The organism is Faecalibacterium sp. IP-1-18 (assembly GCF_023347355.1).
In the GTDB taxonomy this organism is placed as follows: Bacteria; Bacillota; Clostridia; order Oscillospirales; family Ruminococcaceae; genus Faecalibacterium; species Faecalibacterium prausnitzii.
In genome coordinates this window covers 219,306-240,825 of sequence record NZ_CP094472.1, presented here as the reverse complement: position 1 = coordinate 240,825, position 21,520 = coordinate 219,306, and the positions used below count along the sequence as shown (strand labels likewise).

Annotated in this window: 20 protein-coding genes and 1 tRNA gene; 4 read left to right on the top strand and 17 right to left on the bottom strand. The window is 58.8% G+C overall.

The genetic code is table 11. From position 1 onward, the window contains the following. Positions 1-13 precede the first annotated feature (13 nt). The 14 genes from gltX to ruvC all read right to left on the bottom strand — a co-directional run bounded on the left by gltX (position 14) and on the right by ruvC (position 13,701). Positions 14-1,483, bottom strand: coding sequence for a glutamate--tRNA ligase (gene gltX, locus MTP43_RS01085; RefSeq protein WP_015537235.1), 1,470 nt, complete (start codon positions 1,481-1,483; stop codon positions 14-16). Positions 1,484-1,640: 157 nt separating this feature from the next. Continuing rightward, complete coding sequence (locus MTP43_RS01080; RefSeq protein WP_097785305.1) at positions 1,641-2,084, bottom strand: DUF6773 family protein; 444 nt, start codon at positions 2,082-2,084, stop codon at positions 1,641-1,643. Between the two features lie 3 nt (positions 2,085-2,087). Then, complete coding sequence (locus MTP43_RS01075) at positions 2,088-2,285, bottom strand: helix-turn-helix transcriptional regulator (protein ID WP_015537233.1); 198 nt, start codon at positions 2,283-2,285, stop codon at positions 2,088-2,090. A 157-nt stretch (positions 2,286-2,442) separates the two neighbouring features. Then, positions 2,443-4,752 carry an ATP-dependent Clp protease ATP-binding subunit gene (locus MTP43_RS01070; protein ID WP_097785304.1) on the bottom strand — a complete coding sequence of 770 codons (2,310 nt, stop codon included), beginning with the start codon at positions 4,750-4,752 and terminating at the stop codon, positions 2,443-2,445. A 21-nt stretch (positions 4,753-4,773) separates the two neighbouring features. Further along, a complete protein-coding gene (locus tag MTP43_RS01065; RefSeq protein ID WP_113620691.1) occupies positions 4,774-5,469 on the bottom strand; it encodes a hypothetical protein in 696 nt (231 codons plus the stop codon). Positions 5,470-5,529: 60 nt separating this feature from the next. Next, complete coding sequence (locus MTP43_RS01060) at positions 5,530-6,750, bottom strand: DUF5711 family protein (protein WP_113620690.1); 1,221 nt, start codon at positions 6,748-6,750, stop codon at positions 5,530-5,532. Then, on the bottom strand, positions 6,747-7,511 hold the full coding sequence (truA, locus tag MTP43_RS01055; RefSeq protein ID WP_015537229.1) for a tRNA pseudouridine(38-40) synthase TruA: 765 nt from the start codon (positions 7,509-7,511) through the stop codon (positions 6,747-6,749). Before truA ends, MTP43_RS01060 begins: the two co-directional genes overlap by 4 nt. Before the next feature lie 226 nt (positions 7,512-7,737). Next, complete coding sequence (locus tag MTP43_RS01050; RefSeq protein ID WP_015537228.1) at positions 7,738-8,553, bottom strand: energy-coupling factor transporter transmembrane component T family protein; 816 nt, start codon at positions 8,551-8,553, stop codon at positions 7,738-7,740. After that, positions 8,553-9,467 (bottom strand): energy-coupling factor transporter ATPase, encoded by a 915-nt coding sequence (locus MTP43_RS01045; protein ID WP_113620689.1) that lies wholly within the window; start codon positions 9,465-9,467, stop codon positions 8,553-8,555. The genes MTP43_RS01050 and MTP43_RS01045 overlap by 1 nt, the downstream gene beginning before the upstream one ends. 14 nt (positions 9,468-9,481) lie before the next feature. Further along, positions 9,482-10,321, bottom strand: a complete 840-nt coding sequence (locus MTP43_RS01040; protein WP_112090966.1) for an energy-coupling factor transporter ATPase — start codon at positions 10,319-10,321, stop codon at positions 9,482-9,484. Between the two features lie 231 nt (positions 10,322-10,552). Further along, entirely contained in the window at positions 10,553-11,428 is an 876-nt protein-coding gene (locus MTP43_RS01035; RefSeq protein ID WP_005921982.1) for a class I SAM-dependent methyltransferase, read from the bottom strand. A 37-nt stretch (positions 11,429-11,465) separates the two neighbouring features. Further along, positions 11,466-12,521 carry a Holliday junction branch migration DNA helicase RuvB gene (gene ruvB / locus MTP43_RS01030; protein WP_055186645.1) on the bottom strand — a complete coding sequence of 352 codons (1,056 nt, stop codon included), beginning with the start codon at positions 12,519-12,521 and terminating at the stop codon, positions 11,466-11,468. Positions 12,522-12,524: 3 nt separating this feature from the next. Further along, a complete protein-coding gene (gene ruvA / locus MTP43_RS01025; RefSeq protein ID WP_055186644.1) occupies positions 12,525-13,136 on the bottom strand; it encodes a Holliday junction branch migration protein RuvA in 612 nt (203 codons plus the stop codon). A gap of 52 nt (positions 13,137-13,188) precedes the next feature. Then, complete coding sequence (gene ruvC, locus MTP43_RS01020) at positions 13,189-13,701, bottom strand: crossover junction endodeoxyribonuclease RuvC (RefSeq protein ID WP_005921987.1); 513 nt, start codon at positions 13,699-13,701, stop codon at positions 13,189-13,191. A gap of 233 nt (positions 13,702-13,934) precedes the next feature. On the opposite strand from ruvC, the gene MTP43_RS01015 reads away from it, so the two are divergent. Beyond that, positions 13,935-14,010, top strand: a tRNA-Val gene (locus tag MTP43_RS01015). A 199-nt stretch (positions 14,011-14,209) separates the two neighbouring features. Here MTP43_RS01015 and MTP43_RS01010 read toward each other — a convergent pair. Continuing rightward, the gene (locus MTP43_RS01010) at positions 14,210-15,505 is read right to left on the bottom strand and encodes a GLUG motif-containing protein (protein ID WP_097774243.1); all 1,296 of its coding nucleotides are present in this window, start codon (positions 15,503-15,505) and stop codon (positions 14,210-14,212) included. A 78-nt stretch (positions 15,506-15,583) separates the two neighbouring features. Further along, entirely contained in the window at positions 15,584-16,564 is a 981-nt protein-coding gene (locus MTP43_RS01005) for a helix-turn-helix transcriptional regulator (protein ID WP_249234995.1), read from the bottom strand. Between the two features lie 466 nt (positions 16,565-17,030). Here MTP43_RS01005 and MTP43_RS01000 point away from each other — a divergent pair, with 466 nt between their 5' ends. The 3 genes from MTP43_RS01000 (at position 17,031) to MTP43_RS00990 (ending at position 19,402) form a co-directional block, all read left to right on the top strand. Further along, on the top strand, positions 17,031-18,647 hold the full coding sequence (locus MTP43_RS01000) for a recombinase family protein (RefSeq protein ID WP_249234994.1): 1,617 nt from the start codon (positions 17,031-17,033) through the stop codon (positions 18,645-18,647). 3 nt (positions 18,648-18,650) lie between these two features. Then, on the top strand, positions 18,651-18,842 hold the full coding sequence (locus MTP43_RS00995) for a DUF6019 family protein (protein WP_005921991.1): 192 nt from the start codon (positions 18,651-18,653) through the stop codon (positions 18,840-18,842). Positions 18,843-18,904: 62 nt separating this feature from the next. Continuing rightward, positions 18,905-19,402 (top strand): PPC domain-containing DNA-binding protein, encoded by a 498-nt coding sequence (locus tag MTP43_RS00990; RefSeq protein WP_341458557.1) that lies wholly within the window; start codon positions 18,905-18,907, stop codon positions 19,400-19,402. On the opposite strand, the gene MTP43_RS00985 is transcribed toward MTP43_RS00990, so the two are convergent. Then, positions 19,378-20,952 carry a lipase family protein gene (locus MTP43_RS00985; RefSeq protein WP_113620685.1) on the bottom strand — a complete coding sequence of 525 codons (1,575 nt, stop codon included), beginning with the start codon at positions 20,950-20,952 and terminating at the stop codon, positions 19,378-19,380. The genes MTP43_RS00990 and MTP43_RS00985 overlap by 25 nt on opposite strands. Positions 20,953-21,520 lie beyond the last annotated feature (568 nt).

Below are 21,520 nucleotides of genomic sequence, written 5' to 3'. Positions count from 1 at the left end.
GTACTTATATCACTTAACCGTTCAGCTTTGCAATGGCATCCTGCACGCGCTGCAGGGTCTTTTCGCGGCCCATCATGCAGGCAAGGTCGGTGCCGCCGCCGGGGGTGCGCTGCTTGCCGGAAAGGGCAATGCCCAGCGGGTAGAGCAGCCAGCCGTTCTTTTTGCCCAGCTCCTCTGCCTTGGCCTTGCAGGCATCGAACACGGCATCGCGGTTTGCAAAATCCAGAGCCTCGTCGCTCAGCACCGGCAGCAGGGCTTCCAGTGCTTCTTTTGCAGTCTCCGGGGTGGTCTTTTGCTTTTTGTTGGCGTACAGGCTCACGTCGTACTCCGGCATGGCGTCAAAGAAATCCAGCTGCTCGGGGATCTCGCCCAGCACCTCGCACCGGGGCTGCAGGTTTGCGCACAGCAGCTTTTTGTCGATGGCGCTGTGCACGGCGCTGTCGATCCACGGCTCGGCCTTTTTCTGGAATTCCTCGGGGCTCAGGCGGCGGATATACTCCGCATTGATGGCGCGCAGCTTGAGGGGGTCGAAGATGGCGGGAGACTTGGAGATGCCCTCCGGGGACCAGATCTTGACCAGCTCCGGCAGGGAGAAGATCTCCTGCTCGGCGTACTCGCCGCGGGGGCTCCAGCCCAGCAGGCAGATATAGTTCAGCACCGCCTCGGTCAGGTAGCCCTTTGCCACCAGATCCTGATAGCTGGCATCGCCGTTGCGCTTGGACAGCTTGTTCTGGGCGTCCTTCATCACCGGCGGGCAGTGGATATAGGTGGGGATGTCCCAGCCAAAGGCCTGATACAGCAGGTTATACTTGGGGGTGGAGGACAGGTACTCGCTGCCGCGGATGACGTGGGTAATGCCCATCAGGTGGTCGTCCACAACGTTGGCAAAGTTGTAGGTGGGCATCCCGTCGGTCTTGATGAGGATCTGGTCGTCCATCTCGCTGTTGTTCACCTCGATGTGGCCGTACACCACATCGTCAAAGCCGGTCACGCCCTCGCGGGGGATCTTCTGGCGGATGACGTAAGGCTCGCCTGCGGCAAGGCGCTTTTCCACTTCCTCCTTGGGCAGCTCTCGGCAGCAGCCGTCGTAGTGGGTCATCTCACCGGCAGCGCGCTGCTCGGCGTGCAGAGCCTCCAGCCGCTCCTCGGTGCAGAAGCAGTAATAGGCTTTGCCCTCTGCCACCAGCTGCTCGGCATACTGCTTGAACATGCCCATGCGCTCGCTCTGCACATAGGGGCCCACGGGGCCGCCGATATCCGGGCCCTCGTCCCACAGAAGGCCGGTCTCCCGCAGGGTGTTGTAGATGACATCCACAGCGCCCTCCACATAGCGGCCCTGATCGGTATCCTCAATGCGCAGGATGAAGGTGCCATCCTCGTGCTTGGCCATCAGGTAGGTGTACAGGGCAGTACGCAGGTTGCCAACGTGCATATAACCCGTGGGCGAGGGTGCAAAACGGGTGCGGACTTTATTGCTCGGCATAGAAAAACGCTCCTTTATTCTCATGCAAAAAATTTGCGGATAGCTATGTTTTATTGTACTTATTCTGCGCAGATTTGTCAATGCGGGATAATACCATGCACCCATGCAAAAAGGGGCTGCTGCATCAAACGATGTGCAGCAGCCCTTTTGCGTAATATTATTCTCCGTCCTTCGGGTCATCCAGATGCTCGCGCCGTTTGCGTGTCAATGCGGCGCACAGTTGCAGCAATGCAAAGCACAGGATGCCGGTAAAAACACCGGCAAAAACAGCACCGACCCAGTATCCATAGGAAAAACCGCAGATCAGCGTAACCGCCACCGCAGCCACCAGAGAATACACGGCATTGGCCGGGGCCGTATCCGAAAGGTGGCGATCCCACAGACCATTGCGCAGACACGCGACAACCATATAGATACAGCCGATCATGAATACGACCCACTCTCCGGCAGCCTTGTCCGCAGCCCCGAACATCATCTGCACGATCCACGCCGCCAGAAGGCTGCCCCACAGCAGCCAGAAGCCATGGCTTTCAATTTTGCGCATGGTCTGCTCCTGCATCTCGTCCAACTGGTTTTTCTTGCTGTATAGTGAAAATTTCATAGTTCATTCCTCCCAGAACAGTTCATCCAGTGTCTTATCCAGAATTTTACAGATACTGCGGCAAAGGTTGATGGTGGGGTTGTACTCTCCTTTTTCAATGGCGTTGATAGTCTGGCGCGAAACGCCTGCCGCTTCGGCAAGCGCGCCTTGCGTCATATCCTTTTCCGCACGGGCGGCCTTTAATTTCAGGTTCTTCGGCATTGATACGCTCCTTTCCTGCCGGGTCGGCATTTGTTTTATCCTCTGGACATATAGTAGCATTTACTATTCTAAATGTCAAGTATATATTACAAAAAGTTTTTATGAGCAGACAAAAAGCACCCCAGCTGTTTTCAGCCGGGGTGCTTTGCGGTTATGATTATTTCAGCACGACTTCGCCGTTTTCATCGGCATCCACCACAAGGGTGCCGCCGGATGCCAGCGTGCCGTCGATCAGGCGCTCGGCGGCGGGGTCCTCCACCGCCTTGCGGATGGTGCGGCGCAAATCGCGTGCGCCGAAGCGCCCGCCCTGACTCTTTTGCACCAGTGCCTTGAGCGCTGCCGGGGTGTAGCTGTAAGCGATGCCCTTGGCTTCCATGCCGGGCTTGTACTCGTCCAGCATCAGGGCGGCGATGCCCTGCAGGGTCTCCTCGGTCAGGGGCTTGAAGGCGATCACTTCGTCCACGCGGCCAAGGAACTCCGGGCGCAGGAACTGTGCCAGCGCCTTGCGGGTCTTTTCCTCGCTGCGCTGGGCGTCGCTCTTGTTAAAGCCAAGGCTGCCCGCGCTCTGGTCGCTGCTGCCGGCGTTGGAGGTCATGCAGATGACCGTGTTGGAGAAATCCACCGTGCGTCCCTGCGCATCGTTGATCTTGCCCTCGTCCAGAATTTGCAGCAGAATGTTCATCACGTCCGGGTGTGCCTTTTCAATCTCGTCGAACAGCACCACGCTGTACGGGCGGCGGCGCACCTTCTCGGTGAGCTGACCGGCTTCCTCGTAGCCCACATAGCCCGGAGGAGAGCCAATCATACGGGACACCGCGTATTTTTCCATGTACTCGCTCATGTCCAGACGGATGAGCGGGTCGGGGCCGTCGAACAGCTGTTCTGCCAGCTGCTTGACCAGCTCGGTCTTGCCCACGCCGGTGGGGCCCACAAAGATGAAGCTTGCGGGACGGCGGCGGCCGGAAAGGTCGGCGCGGCTGCGCTTGATGGCCTGCGCCACCAGATGCACGGCTTCGTCCTGACCGATGACCTTCTGCTTCAAAGCGGCTTCCAGCCCTGCCAGCTTGACGAACTCGGTCTCGCGAATCTTTACCGCCGGGATGCCCGTCCACAGCTCGATGACCTTTGCCACATCGTCCATGGTCACCTGAATTTCGCTGGCAGCGGCCTGCTTGGCGGGCAGTTCGGATTCCAGCTTGGCGATGCGGGTCTTGCGCTCGGCTACGCGCTCGTAGTCGATGGCTTCGTTCACATCCGCGCTTTCCATCTCGGCTTCTTCCTGCTTCAGGGCGTCCAGCTCCTTCTGCATTCCCAGATACTCGGAGATGACCGGGTGCGCCAGATTGCAGCAGGCGCAGGCTTCGTCCAGCAGGTCGATGGCCTTATCCGGCAGAAAACGGTCGGTGATGTAGCGCTCGCTCAGGGTGACCACCGCCGAAAGCACCTCGGCGGGCACCTGCACATGATGGTACTGCTCGTAGTAGCGCTTGATGCCGTTCATCACGGCAAGGGTGTCGGCTACGCTGGGCTCCTCCACCCGCACAGGCTGGAAACGGCGTTCCAACGCCTGATCTTTTTCAATGTACTTGCGGTACTCGGTAAAGGTGGTGGCACCGATGACCTGAATTTCTCCGCGGGAGAGGGCGGGCTTTAAGATGTTGCCCGCGTTCATGGCGCCCTCGCTCTCACCGGCAGAGGTGATGGTGTGGATCTCGTCAATGAACAGGATGACGTTGCCCGCAGCCTTTACCTCGCTCAGCAAGCCCTTGACCCGCTGCTCGAACTGACCGCGGAACTGGGTGCCCGCCACAAGGCTGGTGAGGTCCAGCAGAAAAATTTCCTTATCCCGCAGACCGATGGGCACCTGACCCTTGGCAATGCGCTCGGCAATGCCCTCGGCAATGGCGGTCTTGCCCACACCGGCTTCACCGATAAGGCAGGGGTTATTCTTCTGGCGGCGGCTCAAGATCTGGATGGTGCGGTAGATCTCGCGGTCGCGGCCGATGATATCATCCAGCTTGCCCTCCCGCGCCTTGCGGGTCAGGTTTTCGCAGTAGGTATCCAAAAACTTGCGCTTGGGCGGCTTTTTGCCGTTTTTGCGGTCGGCCTTTTTGTCGCCGTCCTGCTTTTCCGTGCCGGTAAAGCCCAGCGGGAAGGTGGCATTGCTGCCGGGTACAAGATCTTCGTCCATGTTCTCCGCATCGGCATCCTCGCCGCTGCCGGACATATTCATCAGCATGGAAAGAGGGTTGGAGTCGCCCAGCTCCTCCATCATGCTCTCCATGCGGTTTTCCATGTTATCCAGATCCTGCTCCGACATCCCGAATTGTTTCATCAGATCGTCCACGGGCTTGATGTGCAGTTCCCGGGCACAGTGCAGACAGTACCCCTCCTGCTTCATCTGACCATTCTCCATCCGCTGGATAAAGATGATCGCCGGACGCTTCTGGCATCGAATACAGACCATAGTTCCTCCTTGTCGCCCCTGTTACAAAAAGGGGTTGAACACATTAAACGCTTTATAGTAAAGACTGCTGTGCATCACAGTGTCGTTGAGCACATTTAAGTTGCCGCCGGTGATGACCACAAGTCCCCACACCACGCACAGCACGAGGTATAGGTCCAGCAGAGCGGTCATGCCGCCGGTCAGCCAGCCCAGACCACGGTTGACGGTGCCGATGACCGGGAGCTTATTCACCAGCCCCAGCACGGTGACCAGCATACTGACCAGCAGCCGCAGCACCGCGTAGAACACAAAGAACAGCACCAGCATGATCACCGGGGTGAGCAGCGGCTGCAATACTTTTTCCACGATGGTATCGGCCAGCACCACGGCGTTATCTGCCAGCACAGCGTTGATGCTGCGCTCGCACGCCGCCACGATGGAAGCGCGGAAGCTTTCGGGCAGAAAGCCCGCGTACTGCTGCGCAATGCCGGAAAGGTTCACCACGCCGTCCTCCGAAAGGTGGGCGGCGATTTGGGTACGGAAGCCCCCGGCCAGCAGATTTTCAAACACCCAGCCCGCACAGGCGGCAGAAAGCTGCCGTGCGCCCAGCAGGCTGATGAGGTTGCCGGACAGCTGCACGATGGACGCCAGAAAACCCTTGCGGGCGTAGCGCACCATCAGCACCAGCCAGACCACCGTACATAGGATATCAAAAAGAAATGACGGATTCTTGAACATACCTTGTTTTCCCTGTTATAAAGATCACTTTCCCCGCAAAAATACTGGTTTTTCCCTCGTTCACCGGGCGCTGGAAGCCGTTTGCTCCGGCGGAGCGATCTGCTGCACCGTGTTGCCGCACAGCACCAGCAGCTGCTTGCCCGCGATGAGTGCCTGCGGACGGACGGAAAGTTCCTGTCCCCACTGATACACCCCATCTGTGGCAAAACATTCCACACCACTGTCGGTAAGCAGATAAAAGTTTTGACCCCGGCGCAGGATCTGGTTTGCCGCAGGCACGTTGCCGCTGTACTGCACGTTCAGATCTTTATCCAGCAGCACGGCGGTGCACACCTGCCCGTTTTCCAGCAGCAGAGCGGCGTTTGCGCCATCCTGCGAAACGCTGACAAGGCTGCCGCCACCAAGGTCAAAGCGCCCCCGCTCGCCGCCGTCCGCACCGTACACCACGGCACAGTTCTCATACACAGCCAGCACGGTGTCGTTGTTCAGCCAGCCCAGCCACTGGGGCACGCTGTCCCCGCTGCTCAGCTGCACCGGGTCGCCCTGCGCAAGGCTGAGCACAAAGAGATTTGCCTGTAACTGTCCGGCACTGGAGGTGACCGCCGCCACCGCCAGACGGCGGCTGTCGGCGGCAAAGGCCATCCGCACCGGGGTGCCCTGCGCGCTGGTCATATCCCAGTGCAGCTGCTCCGTCATGGTGGAGGTGTACACGGTCAGTCGGGCGGTGCTGTCGGCGGAATCGGTGGCCACTGCCAGCGTGCCGGTGTCCGACATGGCGCACAGATAGATGCTGTTTTCCAGCGTTTTGCTGTACAGGTTCTGGGTGCGGCTTTCCACCCGCAGCTCGTTGCCAGAGCGGTTGTACAGCACAAAGCGGGTCTTGCCCGCAGCCAGCGCCGGGCGGGCGTAGCCGCTCTGGATGCTGGCAAGGCGGGTGCCGCCTAAGCTGTACACCGCACAGGCATCCTCGTCCATGGCCACAAAGCTGCCGGACATGGGCTGCACGGCCGTCAGCTCGCCAAGGCCGGTCTGCTGCGGCCAGCCCACCGCCGGGGACAGGGCGATGTGCACCGTATCCACCAGATCCTTTACCCGGGCGATGGATGCCCCCACCGCGCCGGTGGCAAACAGGGTGACCAGTATCAGCGCCGCCAGAATGATGACAGTACGGCGCAAACGGCGGCGGCGCACCCGCTGGCGCGCTGCCTCCAGATATTCCACCCGTCCGGCAGAAAGCGGTTCTCCGTCCGGGTTGCTGCCGCCGCGATGAAGCTTTTTCATAGTTGCTCTTCCTTCCTTTCCGGGTATTCCACACGCTTCAGGAACAAGCCCTTTGCGGGCAGAGTAGGGCCTGCCCGGCTGCGGTCCCGGCTTGCCAGAATGGCGGGGATGTCGGCAGCGCGCAGCCGCCCCGCGCCCACCTCGCACAAAGTACCCGCCAGAATGCGCACCATATTGTACAGGTAGCCGTCGGCGGTCACTTCAATGTCCACCTCGTCCCCGCGCCGGGTAACGTGGCAGTCCGTGATGGTGCGCACGGTGTCCCCGTGGGCGGCAGCAGAACTGCCCGCCGCGCACAGGGCCAGAAAATCGTGGGTGCCCACGAACTGCTGCGCCGCCGCCTGCATGGCGGATTCGTCCAGCCGCCGGGGCACGCGGGTGTAGTAGGCGGCATCAAAGGGCGAGTCGATGGGGTGGTTATGGATGCGGTACAGGTAGGTCTTGGTATGGGCGGCGTACCGGGCGTGGAAATCCTCCGGCACAGTCTGCACTGCAAGCACCCGGATATCCGGCGGCAGATGCTGGTTGAGCGCCAGCGGCAGCTTTTGGGGCGGGATGCGGGTGTCGGCGTGAAAATTCAGCCGAAAGCCCAGCGCGTGCACCCCGGCATCGGTGCGGCTGCAGCCCTTGATATCGGGCCGTGAGCCCAGCACCGCTTCCAGCGCATCCTGAAAGGTGGCCGCCACACTGCGCCCGTTGGGCTGCACCTGAAAGCCGCAGTAATTTGTGCCGTCGTAGGCAAGGGTAAGTAAAAAGTTCATAGTTCTGATTTAAAATGGCCTCCGCTTCGCTGTGGCCATATTCAGCGGAAAATCGTTTTTTATTTCGTGTCTGTCGCGGTCTGCGGACCGCGACAGACACACTTTCACCGGAGGGGCCGCAGCGGGAAGCGGCATTTTCTCTCATCAGAAAAGTTCCGTACCAAAAGCTCCCCCTTTCGGGGGAGCTGGCAATGCCGCAAGGCATTGCCTGAGAGGGTTCTCCTCTTTAATAATTCGGGAACACCAGCCGGGAGGCAAGGATGACGGCAAAGCAGGCGATGCAGACCGCAAGGTCGATGTAGTCCTGCTTTTCGCAGCGCAGCACCTTCAGGCGGGTGCGGCCTGTGCCGCCGCGGTAGCAGCGGCACTCCATGGCCATAGCCAGCTCGTCCGCGCGGCGGAAGGCCGAGATGAACAGCGGGATGAGCACCGGCACCAGCGCCTTGACCCGGTCGGTCATCTTGCCGGTGTCCAGCTGCGCGCCGCGCGCTTTTTGCGCGTTCATGATCTTATCCGTCTCCTCGATGAGGGTGGGGATAAAGCGCAGGGCAATGCTCATCATCATCGCCAGCTCGTGCACCGGGAAGTGCAGCTTGCCCAAGGGCTTGAGCAGCTGCTCAATGGCATCGGTCAGCACGATGGGGCTGGTGGTGTAGGTAAGCAGGCTGGTGCCCGCGATGAGCGCCATCACGCGCACCGCCATCAGCACTGCATAGCGCACGCCCTCGGCGTAGATGTTCAAAAACCAGAAATGCACCAGCGGGTCGCCCTCGCCGGAGACAAAGAAGAGGTTCAGCACCGCCGTGAACAGCACGATGGGCAGAATGGGCTTCAGGCTTTTGCCGATCATCTTGACCGGAATTTTTGCCATCTTGTACATGACCCCCAAAAAGAGGATGGACAAAGTAAGCCCCAAGGGGTTGGAGGCTGCAAACAGCAGCACGATATAGGCGACCGTCAGCACAAGCTTCAGTCTGGGGTCGAACCGGTGCACCAGACTGTTGCCCGGGAAGTGCTGACCGATGGTGATATCTCGCAGCATCAGACAGCACCCCCTTTCCGGGCAGCGCTGCGGGGCAGCACAAGACTTTCCCCGGCATCGCGGCGGCGCTTGGCTTCCAGCAGGGTCTTGACCGCGTAAGGAATGGTGTACACGTCCGCCGGGACGTCCACCCCCATCTCCCGCAGCTTGAGGAAAATTTTAGTCACCTGCGGCACCGACAGCCCCAGCTCCAGCAGCTCCGGAGCGCGGGCAAAGACCTTTTCCACCGTGTCGTACATGGCAATTTTCTTGTTGCTCATCACCAGCACGCGGTTGGCATACTTGGCAATATCCTCCATGCTGTGGGACACCAGCAGCACGGTGGTGCCGGTCTTTTTGTGGTATTCCTTCACCTCGGAAAGGATATCGTCCCGTCCCTCCGGGTCAAGACCGGCGGCGGGCTCGTCCAGCACAAGGATGCGGGGCTTCATGGCCATGACGCCGGCCACCGCCACCCGGCGCTTCTGACCGCCGGACAGTTCAAAGGGGCTGCGCTCCAAAAGCGCCGGGTCCAAGCCCACAAAGTCTGCGGCTTCGTGGACGCGGCGGTCTACCTCGGCTTCGTCCAAGCCCATGTTCTTGGGGCCAAAGGCGATGTCTTTGTAGCAGGTCTCCTCAAACAGCTGGTATTCCGGGTACTGGAACACAAGCCCGGTGAGGAAACGGAAATCCCGGATCTTTTCCGGGTCTGCCCACAAATCGCGGCCGTCAATGTAAATTTTGCCGCTGGTGGGCTTATTCAGGCCGTTCATGTGGGTGATGAGGGTGCTTTTGCCGGAGCCGGTCGCCCCGATGATGCCCACAAAATCGCCCTCTTCTACGGTAAAGCTCACGTCATCCAGCGCGGTCACTGCGGTGGGCAGGCCGGGGTTATAGACGTAGCTCAGATGTTCTACCTTAATGATATCTGCCATTTCGTCCGCCCCCCTTACTGCAGCAGCTCATATAGCGCCTGTGCGCAGGCACCGGTGTCGATGATGCCCTCCGGCATCGGGATGCCGGCCTTCACCAGCTCGTCCCGCAGCTCGGCAGCCTGCGGCACGTCCAGATGCAGACTACGCACCTTTTCGGTCTGGCTGAACACCTCTTTCGGGGTGCCCTCCATCACCACATGACCCTTGCTCATCACCAGCACACGGTCAGCCTGTGCGGCTTCTTCCATATAGTGGGTGATAGACACCACCGTGATGCCCATGTTCCTGTTCAGGTAGTGGATGGTCTGCATCACCTGCTCGCGGCCGCGCGGATCCAGCATGGCGGTGGCTTCGTCCAGGATCAGGCAGTCCGGGCGCATGGCAACCACACCGGCAATCGCCACCCGCTGCTTCTGACCGCCGGAAAGGTTGTGGGGTGCACGCTCGCGGTATTCGTAGATGCCGGCCATCTTCATGGAGTCGTCCACCCGGCGGCGCATCTCGTCCTGCGGCACGCCGAGGTTTTCCAGCGCAAAGGCCACGTCCTCTTCCACCACGGTCGCCACGATCTGGTTGTCCGGGTTCTGGAACACCATGCCCACGGTCTGGCGGATATCGTAGAGCTTGTCTTCGTCTGCGGTGTCCATGCCCTCCACATACACCTTGCCGCTCTCGGGCAGCAGAATGGCGTTGAAGTGCTTAGCCAGCGTGGATTTGCCGCAGCCGTTTGCACCCAGTACCGCCACGAACTCCCCGCGCTTTACCTGCGCAGATACGCCGTCCAGCGCATAGACCGGCTGCTCGGCATCGTAGCGGAACTTCAAATTTTCAGCAGTTAAAATCGTATCACTCATGCTTTGTTTCTCTTTCTGGTGGTGCGCCCCTCCGAAAGGGGCTGTACCCCATTCTATTGAAATTGCTTGCTTATTTTTAACGTCCTCGCCCTCTCAGTCAAATCTTTACAGATTTGCCAGCTCCCCCAAAGGGGGAGCCTCTGGCGAAGAGGATAAGTTTTCGGTTTTGCCAAAGGCTCCCTCCCCGAGGGAGCTGGCACGGCGACAGCCGTGACTGAGGGAGTTCTTTCCTTATTCTTCCCAAATGGCGGTGGCGCCGCAGGGCACCACGCCGCCGGTGGCAGACACCGGCAGGCCGATCTCATCGCAGCTGGTTTTGCCGCCAAAGCGGGGCACCAGCGTGGTCTTGAGCATATACTCCATGACCGCCGGGGACAGGCCGGTGGTGTAGCTGTTGACCGCAAAGAACAGCGGGGTATCGCTGAGCACCTCTTCGCACTGGCTGATGAGGTCGTAGATGCAGTCCTCCAGTTTCCAGATCTCGCCGCCGGGGCCGCGCCCGTAGCTGGGCGGGTCCATGATGATGCCATCGTAGGTGTTGCCCCGGCGCTTTTCCCGCGCCACGAACTTGGCGCAGTCGTCCACCAGCCAGCGGATGGGCTTATCGGTCAGGCCGCTTGCCACGGCGTTGTCCTTGCCCCATGCCACGATGCCCTTGGAGGCATCCACATGGCAGACGGTAGCACCGGCAGCGGCACAGGCCAGCGTAGCGCCGCCGGTGTAGCCGAAGAGGTTCAGCACCTTCACCGGACGGTTCGCGGCGCGGATCTTCTGCTGGTACCAAGCCCAGTTGACCGCCTGTTCCGGGAACACGCCGGTGTGCTTGAAGCCGGTGGGGCTGACGATGAGGGTGAGCTTATCCTCCCCCTCGCCGCAGCTGATCTTCCACTTTTCCGGCAGACGGCGGCGGTACTCCCACTCGCCGCCGCCCTGATTGGAGCGGTGGTAGATGGCATCTGCCTTTGCCCACAGGGGGCTTTGCTTGGGGGTCTTCCACACCACCTGCGGGTCGGGGCGGATGAGCAAAGTCTCTCCCCAGCGTTCCAGCCGGTTGCCGTCGGTGGCATCCAGCAGTTCATAGTCTTTCCAAGTATCTGCAGGGCGCATAGCGTCCTCCTTCCGTTTAATTCCTTTATATGATAGATCAGAACAGGCTCTGCTGGCCGTTTTCCTCGGCGCTGCCGGTCTCCGGGGCTTTCATGCCCAGATGCTCATAGGCAAGGCGGGTGGCGCAGCGTCCGCGCGGGGTGCGGGTCAAAAAGCCCATCTGCATCAGATACGGCTCGCACAGATCCTCCAGCGTGACCGCCTCCTCGCCCAGCGCAGCGGCCAGCGTTTCCAGACCTACCGGGCCACCGTTGTACATCTCAATGATGGCGCGCAGCAGGCTGCGGTCCAGCTCATCCAGACCCAGCGCGTCCACGTCCATCCGCTTCAGACCCAGCAGCGCCACATCCCGATCGATGATGCCGTCGCCCAGCACAGTGGCGAAGTCGCGGATGCGCTTCAAAAAGCGGTTCGCCACGCGGGGGGTGCCACGGCTGCACTTTGCCAGCTCGTAAGCGCCTTCCGGGGTGATGGGCTGATCCAGAATGCCCGCCGACCGCATGATGATGCGGGAAAGCTCGTCCGGGCTGTACAGTTCCAGCTTGAGCAGCACGCCGAAACGGTCGCGCAGCGGGCCGGTGATCTGTCCGGCGCGGGTGGTAGCGCCCACCAGCGTGAAGCGGGGCAGGTTGATGCGGATGCTCTGGGCGCTGGGGCCTTTGCCGATCATGATATCCAGCGCGTAGTCCTCCAGCGCGGGATACAGCACCTCCTCCACCTGCCGGGACAGGCGGTGGATCTCGTCGATGAACAGCACATCGCCCTCCTGCAGGTTGGTCAGCAGGGCGGCAAGGTCGCCGGGCTTTTCAATAGCCGGGCCGCTGGTGATGCGGATCTGCACCCCCATCTCGTTGGCGATGATGCCCGCCAGCGTGGTCTTGCCCAGACCCGGCGGGCCGTACAGCAAAATGTGATCCACCGGCTCGCCCCGGCGCTTGGCGGCTTCCAGATAAATTTTAAGGTTCTGCTTGGCCTTTTCCTGCCCGATGTAGTCCTCCAGATGCTGCGGGCGGAGGTTATTTTCCTCACTGTCCGCCGGGGTCATGGCGGGTTGCATCATTTTTGCGCCGTACAGCGCGGTATCGTCCTGCATTGCTTACCTCCTGCCTGCCATGCTGCGCAAGGCCAGCTTGATGATCTCTTCCACCGGCAGCGTGGCATCGATCTTTGCGATGGCCAGTGCCGCCTCGCTCTGGCTGTAGCCCAGCGACACCAGCGCCGCAATGGCTTGTGCACTGCTTTGGGTCGCGGGCGTGTCGGCGGCAGAGCCCGCCACATCCTCCAGCGAGATGCCGTCCACAAAGCCCTTGGCCACCTTATCCTTCAGTTCCAGCACGATGCGCTGCGCCAGCTTCGGGCCAACGCCGGAGGCAGCCTTAAAGGCCTTGTGGTCCCCTGCCGAGATGGCCAGCGCCACCCGCTGCGGCTCCATGACGCTGAGGATGGCAAGCCCCACCTTGGGGCCCACGCCGGACACGGCGGTCAGCATCTCAAAGCAGGCCTGCTGCTCCTCGGTGGCAAAGCCGTACAGGCTTACATCGTTCTCGGTCACGCTCATCACGGTGTACAGAGTGGTTTCCTGCCCCACACCGGGCAGTGCCCCCGCCACGCTGGCCGGGCACTGGGTATAGTAGCCCACGCCGCCGCAGCTGAGCACCACGGCGTTCAGGCTTTTTTTCACGATTTTTCCAGTCAGACAGTAGATCATAGAATCCTCTCAGTCAAGACCCGCCGCCCCGCAGGGCGGCTGTGGTATGCGGTCAGATGGGGCCCGCCACCCGGCGGGTATAGCGGTTGAGCTGGTTGCCGTTGGTGTGGCAGAAGGTAATGGCCATGGCCAGCGCATCGGCGGTGTCGTCCGGCTTTGGCACGGCGGGCAGATGCAGCAGCACCCGGGTCATCTCCTGCACCTGCTTTTTCACGGCCTTGCCGTAGCCGGTAACCGCCTGCTTGACCTGCATGGGGGTATACTCGTAGATGGGCAGCCCCGCCTGCGCCGCCGCCAGCAGTATGACCCCGCGCGCCTCGGCTACGCCGATCACGGTGGTCTGGTTGTGCTGGTAGAACAGCTTTTCGATGGCAAGCACCTCGGGCTTTGTGCGCTCGATGACCTCCTTGATGCCGGTATACACCTCATCCAGCCGCCGCTCAAACGGTACGCCCGCGTCCGTGCACACCGCGCCGAAATCCACCGGCGCAAAGCGGTTGCCCGCATACTCCACCACGCCCCAGCCCACGATTGCGTAACCGGGGTCGATGCCCAAAACTCTCATGCTGTGTTCCCTTTCCGACACTACTCCTATTATAATTTTCTATTATAGCACAACGTCTGGTTGGGGGCAACAAGAAAGCTGTCGTCCGCCGCCCCAAAACCCGCGTTGCACCGCACAGAAGCCGGATTTCGGGGTGCTTTTTCAAAAAAGTTTTACAATTTTTGAAAAAAGGTCTTGCTTTTTGGCACAGGCTATGGTATTATAGTCTAGCTGATTTCGGCAAAACAGAATATGGACGGTTAGCTCAGCTGGTAGAGCATCTGCTTGACGTGCAGGAGGTCACAGGTTCGAGTCCTGTACCGTCCACCATACAGTTCGTACTCGAACCCGATTCTTTACGAGAAAGGGTTCGGGTACGTTTTTTGTTTATCGGAGGTTCTGCGGAGGGACTACTCGGAACGGTAAACGAGCAAAGGCAGGGTATCACCATGACGGTGGTATCCTGCCTTTTTCTTTGCAATCAAGTTATCATTGTGCGAACTTGATTGCCCTTATGGAGAAAATCATTTTACTGGTCTGCGCTTTCGTACATCTGGGTCGTTGTGCCGACCTGCTCCGTACCAGCGTTCTCGTCAATGGTCACATCGGCAGTGCAGCTTTCAATGGTGCTGCCCTCGGCGCGGCCTGCAACGGTACCGGGTGTAACGGCACCGTCAATGCTGCCCTTTACCGAGCAGTTGGTGATTTTGAAAACCGTCTCCTCACCGTAGTAGTACAGACCGGTACCCACAAGGCCGCCCACATGGGTGGCACCGTTTGCCTTGATGTTCACGGTCACATTGCAGTTGTCAATGACAGAGGGATAGTTTTTAGTGGAGAAGCCTTCCGTCTCAAGGCAGATATCCGGGTTGGAATGAGTACCCGCATAGCCGCATAAACCGCCAATGGCGTGACCGCCGTTTTCGCTCTCGATGGTCACATCAGCGGTGCAGTTGGTGATGGTGTCCATCATTTCCAGACAGCCACCGATGCCGCCCAGACCCACCGGCTCATTGCCGGTGGCTTTTACGGTGCCGGATGCGGTGCAGCTGTCGATGCTGCCGCCAAAGCTGCCGCCGACTACCAGACCGCCGCACTCGGCAACGTCTGCCTGGATGATCTGATCGGTAAAGTGATTGTCACCGATGACGACCACGGTAGCGCCCTCCACCGTGCAGTTGGTGATGGAGTTGTTGTTGCCGCCCACGATGCCGCCGACACAGTTGTTGCCGGTAATGGTGGAATCACCTTTCAGTGTGACGTTGTCTACAGAGCCCATGTTGTAGCCCACAACACCGCCAATGGCCATGGAAGTGCCTTCCGTTACTGCGACCGTGGCATTTTCCAGTGTCAGATTTTTCACCTCACCGCAGCTTACGCCGAACAGACCGGCACCGCAGTTGTAAACATCCGAAGTATAGTTCAGGTTGGAAATGGTATGGCCGTCGCCATCAAAGGAGCCGAGGAACAGGGTGGAGTGTGTTTCCATGTCGTTCATGTTGCCGATGGGAGCCCACTCGACGCCAGACAGGTCCAGATCACTGGTCAGCTTGAAGGAAACACCGGCATAGCCGCCCTGCGAGCCATCGTTGACGTTGGAAGCAAAGGTCAGCAGGGAATCTACGCTGTTGATCTGGTAGGGGTCTTCCTGCGTGCCGGAACCTCCGTCATAGTTGGCGGAAACAGCAGTGGTGCTGATGGAAGAAGCTGCCGCAGAACTTGCGGCAGTGCTGCTTGCGGTACTCTGGGCGGAAGAACCTGCACAGCCTGACAGGAGAGCGGCGGCGAGGCATACGGCAATCACGCCGGTTTGAATTCGTCTCATAATGGAATATCCTTTCTTTGTTAGTTTCTTCTAACCAGAAAGTATAACAAAACAAAGACGGTCTGCCACTCCGAACCGTCAGGAAACATCCAATTCGGACGGCGAGTTTCGGAACAGAGTGGGGCTTATGCCGTATTCCTTTTTGAACGCTTCCGAAAATTTGCTAGGGTTATCATAGCCGAGTGTAGCTGCGATCTCGGTCACACTGCGGCTTGTATCCTGCAAAAGGACGCGGGCGGTCTGCATCCGGTAGGTTTTCATGTATTGATAAATGGAGCTGCCATAAACGGCTTTGAAGCAGAGCTTCATGGAAGTCTGCGCAATGCCGAACTGCCGGGAAAGCTCAGCCAATGTGTAATGGTGACTGAGATCTTGTATCATTGCATCGTGTATCGCCCGGACAGCCGTGACCTGACTGCGGGAGAAAAACTGCCGCTTTTCCGAGAAGGACTCCTGCGGTAGGTCGTTTAGGAGCATGAGCAGTTCCAGTACCTTGGCTTTCAGGTAGTGTGCCATCCGTTCCGGTGGGGCGGCATACAGCTCCGAGAAAATGTGCGCGACTTCCCGGTTGCTGCGCAGCACATAGCAGCTCTCTTCCCGGCAGAAACGCTCGGCGATGGCTTCCAAATGGATATCAAGATCGCCCATGATGGCTTCCAGAGAAGAAAGCGTCTGCTGCGCCCGCGGCAAGTCGATGGTGATGGAAATGCCGTGATAGTGCGCCAGTGGAAAACGGGTCTGCCGGGTGGTGTGGCTCAGCCGGTGAATGGACAGGTCGCCCGCACCGATATACTGATAATCGCCGTTCTGAAATTCGCACTCAAACCGCCCTTCCCGGCAGTGATTGATTTCGATGGTATCCGGCATGGGGCGTTTGTTCTGATTCTGCCCGTCCTTCATGTGAAAGTCATTGTAGAAAAGATCGATCCCCGACAGGATCGGATATTCAGAGATGAGCCCTTCGCCGGTGTCGTTTTGCATCCGGTAAAGTCTGCACCCGGCAGATGCGGCCAAATGCTGCACCTCCGGGTCAAAGAAATCAATGGGACACTGCTTCATTCCAGCACCTCCTCACAGCCCTATTATAATAAATGCATGAGTTTGGAACAAGCCACACCTTTATCCATTGAATCTATAAATTCCAGCTTATAGCACGCGTTCCTAGCAGGGTTTGGGGCAGGCACGCCCCAACAAGAACACTTCGGAAACTCGCAAGAGTTGAAGAAGTGAAGTCCCGGATGGACAGGAAATTTTCAAGAACTGAAAATTTGTGGCCACGGGACGATTCTTGCTCTCAGCTAATAAGCTCAAATTCGATTTTCCGTAATTGTTTCCAAATTGTTAAAACGCATAAGCGGGCAAAGAACTTTTTTCTTCTGAAGTGGTGGTGTTCACGATGAGCACCACCACTTTTCCGTTTTGTTTTTCTTGCAAACCGTTGTAAAACATGGTATATATATTATACGAAACTACATTTTGAAAGAACCGTTCACCGTTTAATGATGTGTAAAGTGAGGTGCCTGCTATGACCGCTGTGATCTATGCCCGCTATTCATCGGATAACCAGCGCGAAGCGTCCATTGAAGGGCAGCTGCGCGACTGCAAGGACTACGCCGAGAAGAACGGTATCACCGTGGTCGGCACCTATATCGACCGTGCCTACTCTGCCAAAACGGATGACCGCCCGGACTTCCAGAGGATGATAAAGGACAGCGCGAAGAAAATCTTCGATGTGGTTCTGGTCTGGAAGCTCGACCGCTTTGCCCGGAATCGGTTCGATGCCGTGAACTACAAGTACCAGCTGGAAAAGAACGGTGTCCATCTGGTGTCTGCCATGGAACCCATCTCGCAGGGGCCTGAAGGCATTATGGTGGAGAGTATGCTGATTGGCATGGCGGAATACTATTCCGCCGAACTCGCCCTGAAAGTGGCGCGCGGTGAGCGCGAAAACGCCCTCCAGTGCAAGTACAACGGCGGTGTGGTGCCGCTGGGCTTCACCATTGGCAAGGAGGACAGGCTGTACCATATCGACCCGGAGACGGCTCCCATCGTGCAGGAAATCTTCAGCCGGTATGCCGACGGCGAACCGGCCGAGAAGATCGCAGCATCCCTGAACGAGCGCGGTCTGCGTACCCGCACCGGGAAGCCGTTCGTGAAGAACAGCTTCTTCCAGATCTTCCGGAACCGCCGCTACATAGGCGAGTACCGCTATAAAGACATCGTGACACCGGGCGGCATTCCCGCCATCGTGGACGAGGATTTGTTCAACCGGGTACAGCAGCGTTTTGAGCAGAACAAGATCGCCCACGGTCGGCCTGCAAAAGAGGATGTGAGCTATCTGCTGACCACCAAGCTGTTCTGTGGCAAGTGCGGCACCCTGATGGGTGGCGAAAGCGGCACCAGCCACATGGGAAACACCTACTATTACTACAAGTGCGGCAACGCCAAACGCCACGGCAAGGCGCATTGCGACCTGAAAGCCATCCGCAAGGAGCCGCTGGAACGGTTCGTGGTGGACACTGCCATTAAGGTGATTTTCAGCGATGAAATCATCGAACAGCTGATAGATTTGGTCATGGAAGCCCAGCGGAAGGAGAACACCCGGCTGCCTGTCCTGAAAGACCAGCTCAAGGACACAGAGAAGCGGCTGGCAAACCTTCTGGAAGCCATTGAACAGGGCATCCTGACCCCGACCACCAAGCAGCGGTTGGACGAACTGGAAGCCCGGAAAGAAGCCCTGAACACCAGCATTCTGGAAGAAGAGCTGAAAAAGCCCGTCCTGACCCGTGAGTGGATTCGGTTCTGGCTTGAAAAATTCCGCAAGGGTGACGTGGGCAGCACGGAACACCAGCGGCAGATCATTGATACCTTTGTCAACTCGGTCTACGTCTTTGATGACCGGGTCGCACTCAATTTCAACTTCACGGATGATGCCAAAACGGTCACCCGTGAGGAAGTGTTGGGTTCGAGTGCTGTGGACAATGCTCCACCACATCCCCAGACCATTTGGTCTGGGGATTTTTTTGTGTCATTTGCCAGCCCGGAACAGCAAACCGGGAATTTCACTCTATCGGGGGTGTTCTTTCCTTGGCAGGTGTGGTATACTCGGCTTAGTTCAACAAATCTGGATTTGGAGGGTTGAATCATGTGGAATGAATTAGGTATCAGCGGAGGAACCGCAATTGTTATTTTAATTGCGCTGTATTATGTTATCAAATGGGCAGTGAGAAACGGCATCAAAGAAGCGTATCGTGCTATCACGGGAGAGAAAACCAATGAAGATATCCAAAACGAAAAAGAGCTGAAAGAACTTGGCTTAGATTCAGAAGATCAATAAATCCGCACTCGTTCCCGGCAAAGAGCAGCGCACAAAAACCCACATAAAGGAGATGCTTCCCCATGGAATACAAACGTTTTGGCAATAAGATCATTGTCCGCATCGACAAGGACGAGGAGATCCTAGAACAGGTCAAAAAACTTGCCCTGAAAGAAAACATCCGCCTTGCCGCCGTGCAGGCGCTGGGCGCCACCAACAGCTTTACGGTAGGCGTATATAATGTAGCAGAGAAGCAATACTACGCCAACAGCTTCAGCGGCAGCTTTGAGATCGTGTCCCTGACCGGCACCATCAACACCATGAACGGTGAATTCTACACCCACCTGCACATGAGCGCCGGAAACGACAAGGGCGAGGTGTTCGGCGGGCATCTGAACCGGGCGGTGGTCAGCGCCACCTGCGAGATGGTGGTGGATGTTCTGGACGGTACGGTAGACCGCCAGTACGACCCCGTTACCGGGCTGAACCTGTTCTCTGAGCTTCTTTTCAAAAACGAGAAAGTCCGCTGCGCGGTGTCTGCGCAGCGGACTTTTGTTTATAGCTCTTCCCGGCGGGTGTAGGGCGTCATGCCGTGGTCGGCAGGGTCGTAGGCTTCCAGCACGGTAATGTAGTTTTCCTGAAAGTGGCACAACACGGTCTTTAAAATGCCGCTCAGCTGTCCCTTTACCGTGATGGTGGACAGGACAAAGTCTGCCACCAGCTGCACCGTCTCCGGCTGCAGCTCAAAGCACAGGCCCACCGCCAGCATGGGGATGACGATCTGCTGCGCCTGCAGCGGCACCGCGCTGCCCAGCTTTTCCAGCACCGGACGGCTCAGCGCCGAGGCTGCCTGTACGCAGCGCTCCACCTTTTCCTGCGGGAAGCGCTGCATCAGTTCCATGCTGCGCAGCTGCGCCACCACGGCGGCATCGTCGCGCACGATGCCCCGGGTCACCTCTTCCTCCGTGCGGGTGGTCGCGCATTGCAGCATACAGCGCATGGCGTCCTCATAGCCCTTGTAGTAGGTCTGACGGTCGCAGAACAGGTCCATCATGGATCGCAGCACGGCATCGGTCTCCTCGGCGACCGCCAGCCGCCCGAAATCTATCGGCGTGCCTTCCATCCCTGCGCTGCGGTCGTTCAGTGCCTGCAGCTCCTCCGGGATGACCGTGGAGGGCAGAAAGCGGTCGTTGCCGTTGCGGTAAAAGCCCCACTCTGCGGGCAGGATGCGGGGGATGACATCGCCGCTGGAAACGATATTGAAGATATTGCTGATGCCCCAGTCCTTTTTCAGTCTGCCGTCTGCCGCGTGGTTGTTGTCATAATCCTGCTGCAAATCGGGGCAGTCTGCCGCCGTCAGGGACGCCGGGGCGGCAAAGGTATAGACAAAGGTGTTTTTCTTTTCCAGCTGCGGCAGCACGGCGGGCAGACGCGCCGCCACAAGGTTGGCCACACCGCCGCCCCGGCTGTAACCGCCCATCCAGAGCTTCAGGGTGCCCAGCGGCTGGCGCTTTGCCGACGTCTGAACGTATCCTCGTATTTTTTCAACCAGCTGCCGCGCCGCCGTCACAAAGCCGACGTGGGCGCTGCCCGGCCCTGCATGAAGGTTGCCGGACCACTCGGCCCCGTAGCCGGAGCCACGCAGGAACGCCCCGATAATGGTCACCTGCCTGCCGCCGCGCACCAGCGTTTTGCGGGCAACGGCGCAACCCACAGTGTCCGGGGTGTCGTTCAGGCTGTGGGTATAGTTGAACAGCTGCACCTCAGTAAAGCCCAGCTTTGCAAAGGCGTCCCGGATATGGTCGGCACGGCCGACCTCCCCCTCCATCCAATAGCGCTGGTCGCTCTCCCACGGGCAGTCGGCGGCTGCCGCCATGCCCAAGGTGGCCAGCGCCAGCTGATTGTCGTACTCCGTGGCAGGGTGGTCGAACAGGCTGTCGCTGTAATAGTAGTCGTGCCGCAGGTCGGCACCGCAGCGGTCGCTGCGGTACCACAGGGTATAGTAGTCGTCCGGTACGGCGCGGCCGACCAAGGCTGTAGCCGCCCCGGCCTGCGGCAGCGCCGCAGCGGGTGCAAGCGTCCCCGCTGCAAGGGTCACCGCAAGACCCTTACAAAAATCCCGTCGTTTCATGGTTTCATCCCCCGCATCCTGCCCTGCAGATCGTACCCCGCAGCGCTTTTTTATAGTATAAACCTTTTTGCCGCTGGATGCAATTTTTACTTGCGGCGGCAGACGGGACGATTTAGAATGCCCTCCGCTTACGCTCTGGGCATAATCAGCGGAATTGGATTTTTATTCGGGATTCAGAAAAGCCTGCGGGCTTTTCTGAATCCCCTTTTCACGGGAGGGGTCGTAAAGGAAAACGGCATTTGCAGTGCCGCTTTCTGCGAAAGTGCGGCGCTGCGGGCGGGCGCTCGCTCCCCCTCGGGGGAGCTGTCGCGCAGCGACTGAGGAGCTATAAATCGGCGGAGCCGGAAAAAACGGTTAAAAGATCTTCACGCCGAACAGGCGTGAATCTTCAGTTTTTTTCCGGTGTAGCCCTCCTCTTTGGGGTTAAAAGGGGCGAGTAGCCCCTTTTTCGTGGCTCCAGCGCGTCGAAATCGCTGGTGGTTTTCTGGTTCTCTTTTGCCACCAAAAGAGAACATCCCTCGGTTACCACCTCCTACCCCGCAGCGCTGTAACTACCGTTTGTCTTTAC